The sequence below is a fragment of the Terriglobales bacterium genome, from assembly GCA_035937135.1.
In the GTDB taxonomy this organism is placed as follows: domain Bacteria; phylum Acidobacteriota; class Terriglobia; order Terriglobales; family Acidobacteriaceae; genus DASYVL01.
Window position 1 is genome coordinate 1 of record DASYVL010000084.1, and the last position, 4,266, is coordinate 4,266.

General features: G+C 65.9%; 3 protein-coding genes. All 3 read left to right on the forward strand.

Going from position 1 to position 4,266, the window contains the following annotated elements:
• On the forward strand, positions 1-239 hold a 239-nt coding region (locus VGQ94_05350; GenBank protein ID HEV2021934.1), incomplete at its 5' end, for a TolC family protein.
• A 72-nt stretch (positions 240-311) separates the two neighbouring features.
• Complete coding sequence (locus VGQ94_05355; GenBank protein ID HEV2021935.1) at positions 312-1,547, forward strand: efflux RND transporter periplasmic adaptor subunit; 1,236 nt, start codon at positions 312-314, stop codon at positions 1,545-1,547.
• 44 nt (positions 1,548-1,591) lie between these two features.
• On the forward strand, positions 1,592-4,266 hold a 2,675-nt coding region (locus tag VGQ94_05360), incomplete at its 3' end, for an efflux RND transporter permease subunit (GenBank protein ID HEV2021936.1).

Genomic DNA, 4,266 nt, shown 5'->3' on the forward strand with positions numbered 1-4,266 from the left:
CCTTTTACGGGGAGGCGGAGGCCGCCCGCTCGGAGCTGGAAACCTTGCGCAGCTCCGCTGAGTTGGCCTCCGAGAGCCTGCATCTGACCATGTTGCGCTACCAGTCCGGGGAAGCTTCGGTGCTGGAGGTGGTGGACGCGCAGAACACACTCACCCAGGCGCGCAACGCCTACGACGATGGCGAGGCGCGCTATCGGGTGGCACTGGCAAGCCTGCAGACGCTGACCGGGACTTACTAGGCCGTATCATATGAACCTATGGAAATGACCAGCGGGATTCGGCGGAACGCGCCCGGGCGGCGAAGGGCAGCCGTGCTGCGCGCAGCGGTGGCCGCGGTGGTCGCGGCTGCGCTCGTCTCCACTGCCTGTTCCGGCTCGAAGGAAAGCGAGCCAGTGGTCACCGTGCAGACCGCCGTGGCCAAGCGCACCGCCATCGCCCGGATGATCACCTCGGAGGCGGTCCTGTTCCCGCTGAACAAGGCGGCGGTCACTCCCAAGATCAGTGCTCCGGTGCATGCTTTTTACGTCAACCGGGGCAGCAAGGTGCGCAGCGGACAGTTGCTGGCCGTGCTCGAGAACCGGGACCTGGCCGCGGCCGAGATGGAGAGCAAGGGTTCCTACGAGCAGGCCCAGGCCGGCTATGAGAGCACAACTGCGGCCGGTGTCCCGGAAGGAATGCAGAAAGCGGAGCTGGAGTTGGAACAGACGCAAGCGGCCTTCGAAGCCCAGCAAAAGGTTTTTCAGAGCCGGCAGGACTTGTACCACCAGGGCGCCCTGCCCCGCAAGCAAATGGACGAGGCGGGCGTCGCCCTCACTCAGGCCCGCGCCCAGTTTGAGATCGCCAGCAAACACCTGGCCGCGCTGAAGGCTGGAGGAAGGCAGCGCCAGTTGCGCGCCGCTTCTGGAGAGCTCACTGCCGCCAAGGGACGATACGTGGGCGCGGCCAGCCAGCTCAGCTACTCCGAGATCCGCAGTCCCATCGACGGCGTGGTGACCGAGCGGCCCTTGTATCCCGGGGAGATGGCGCCCGCGGGAACGCCTCTGGTGACCGTGATGGATCTTTCGCAGGTGATCGCCAAGGCCCACATCCCCCAGGAAGAAGCGGCGCTGCTGAAAGCAGGAGACGCCGCCACCCTGGAGGTCCCAGGGAGCGAGGCGGAGGTTCCCGGGAAAGTCACCCTGGTCAGTCCCGCGCTCGACATCGACAGCACCACGGTGGAGATCTGGATCCAGGCCCCCAACCAGGCCCGGGCATTGAAGCCGGGGACCACCGTGCGGGTCTCCATCCCGGCGCAGCAGGACCCGCAGGCCATCGTGGTGCCTGCCTCCGCGGTTCTGACCGCGCCGGATGGTGGAGTCTCGGTGATGGTCATGGGTTCCGATCAGCGCGCTCACCAGCGCACGGTCAAGCTGGGGGTCCGCAACGGCGATCTGGTGCAGATCACAACCGGACTCAAGGCCGGCGAGCAGGTCATCACCGCCGGCGCCTATGGTTTGCCCGACAACACCCGGGTTCGGGTGGAGACGGGGCCTGCGCCGCCAGAATAGCGATTAGCGACTGAGCCGCCCGCAGGAACTTCAGTCTGTCATTTATGAATCTGCGCTCTCTTCTCGACCGCGTACGCCGGCCGGCGGCTCTGGAGCAGTCCGGCCACTGGTTCGCCCGCCACACCCGGTCCATCATCTTCCTGATCCTCACGCTGGCTCTGGTGGGCGGGTATGTGGCCTTCACTATCCCCGTCTCGGTTTTTCCCACCACCAATTTCCCGCGCATCGTCATTGGCGTGGATAACGGCGTGATGCCCATCGACCAGATGCTGGTCACGGTCACCCGGCCCCTGGAGGAGGCGGTGAACACCGTCCCCGGTCTGCAACAGGTGCGCTCCATCACCAGCCGCGGCTCCGCCGAGATCGACCTCTCCTTCGACTGGAATGTGGACATGGTTCAGACGCTGCAACTGGTGGATTCGGCGCTCACTCGGGCGCAGTCCGCGCTTCCCTCCACTGCGAGGATCGAGAGCCACCGCCTGACCTTTGCCAGTTTTCCCATCCTGGGGTACAGCCTGACGTCGGATACGGTTCCCCAGACGCAGCTCTGGGAGCTGGCCACCTATGAGATCAAGCCGCGGTTGAATCGCCTGGTCGGCGTCTCCACAGTGACCGTCCAAGGCGGGCAGGAGCCCGAGTTCCAGATCACCCCCGATTCCGCCAAGCTGCTCACCGCCAAGGTCACGGTGACCGATCTGCTGGAGGCCATCCGCCGCACCAACCTCATCGAGTCCCCCGGCCTGCTGGAGCGCAACCACCAATTGTTCCTGGCGCTGGTCAACGGCCAGGTTAAGAGTCCCGCGCAGGTCGCCGACATCGTGGTCAAGACCACGCCCGCTGGGATCCCGGTGCGCATCGGCGACGTCGCCCGCGTCGGCCCCTCGGTGAAGCCCGTCTATACCCGGGTCACGTCCAACGGCAAACCCGCGGTCCTGCTCAACATCAACCGCCAGCCGGACAGCAACACCATGACGGTGGCCGAAGAGGTTCACAACGAGGTGGCCCGCATCCAGCAGTCGCTGCCGGTCGGCATCCACCTGCTGCCCTTCTACGATCAGTCCACCATCGTCGGCGAGTCCGTCCAGAGCGTGCGCGATGCGGTCCTCATGGGACTCATCCTGGCCTCGATCATCATGGTGCTCTTCCTGCGCGATTGGGGCACCTCGATCGTGGCCGGACTCGTGATCCCGGTGACGCTGCTCATCACCTGCATCGTGTTCAAGCTCGTGGGACAGAGCTTCAACCTCATGACCCTGGGAGGGCTGGCCGCCGCCGTGGGCCTGGTCATTGATAACGCCATCGTGGTGGTGGAGAACATCGTCCGCCACCGCGACACGGGCGAATCCGGATTCGACGCCATCCACGCCGCCCTGCGCGAGATCACCGTCCCCCTCATCGGCTCCACCATCACCCCCATCGTCGTCTTCCTGCCGCTGATCGCCATCACCGGCGTGACCGGGACCTTTTTCCGCGCGCTGGCCATCACCGTGGCCGTTTCTCTCGGCGTCTCCCTGGCCCTGGCCATGAGCTGGACCCCGACTCTGAGCCAGTACTTGATTCATCCGTTGAAGCCGGGGGAAGCCCCCGCGGCGCAGAGCGATACGCGCCTGGCCGCCGTCATCCGCTTCTACGAGCGCTGGCTGCGCCTTGCCTTGCACCACCCCGGGCAGGTCGCGCTCCTGGCCGCCGGCGTCACCCTGGTTTCTTTTCTCTCCTACGAGATGCTGGGCACCAACCTGCTGCCGGAGATGGATGAGGGAGGCTTCGTCATCGACTACGTCATGCCCGCAGGCAGCTCCTTGCAGGAGACCGACCGGGTGGTCACTCACATCGAGCGCATGCTGCGCGAGATTCCCGAGGTGGAAGGAACCTCGCGGCGCACCGGCATGCAGCTCGGCTTGGCCACAGTCACCGAGGCCAACACCGGCGACATCTCGGTCAAGCTCAAGTACAGCCGCCACCGCGGCATTGATGACATCATGGCCGAGGTGCGCGAAAAGATCGCGCGGCAGCAGCCCGCTGTCAGCGTCGAGTTTCTGCAGACCCTCCAGGACATGATCGGGGATCTCACCGGTGCCCCCGAACCCATCCAGATCAAGCTTTTCTCCCCCGATGCCGCTCTCCTGCGGGAATGGGCGCCGCGAGTCGCCGAGGCCATCCACAAGGTCCCCGGCGTGGTGGATGAGCTGGACGGGATCGAGAACACCATCAGCGGCCCCGCGGTCAGCTTCGAGGTCAATCCCATGACGGCAGCCCGGGCCGGCTTCACGCCGGAAGAGGTCTCTACCGATGCTGCCGCCATCCTGCAAGGAGAACCGGCGTCCACGCCTGTGGTGGTCGGCGACCGCGCCTATGCCATCCGCGTCCGTTATCCCGAGGCCCACCGCGAGTCGCTGGAGGCCATGAGCAATACTCTGCTCAACAGCGCCAGCGGGCATACCGCCACCCTGGGTTCGCTGGCGCGGCTGACGGAGCTGCCCGGGCAGACCGAGATCCGGCGCGAGAACCTGCAGCGCATGGTTGCCGTCACCGCCCGCCTGGAAGGGCGGGACTTGGGAAGCGGCGTGACCGCCGTCCGCAAGGCGGTCGCGGACCTCCACCTGCCCCCGGGCATCCGGGTCGAGTACGGAGGGACCTACCAGGAACAGCAGCGCTCGTTCCACGACCTGGTGCTGGTGCTGCTGCTCGCCATTCTGTGCGTCTTCCTCGTCCTGCTGTT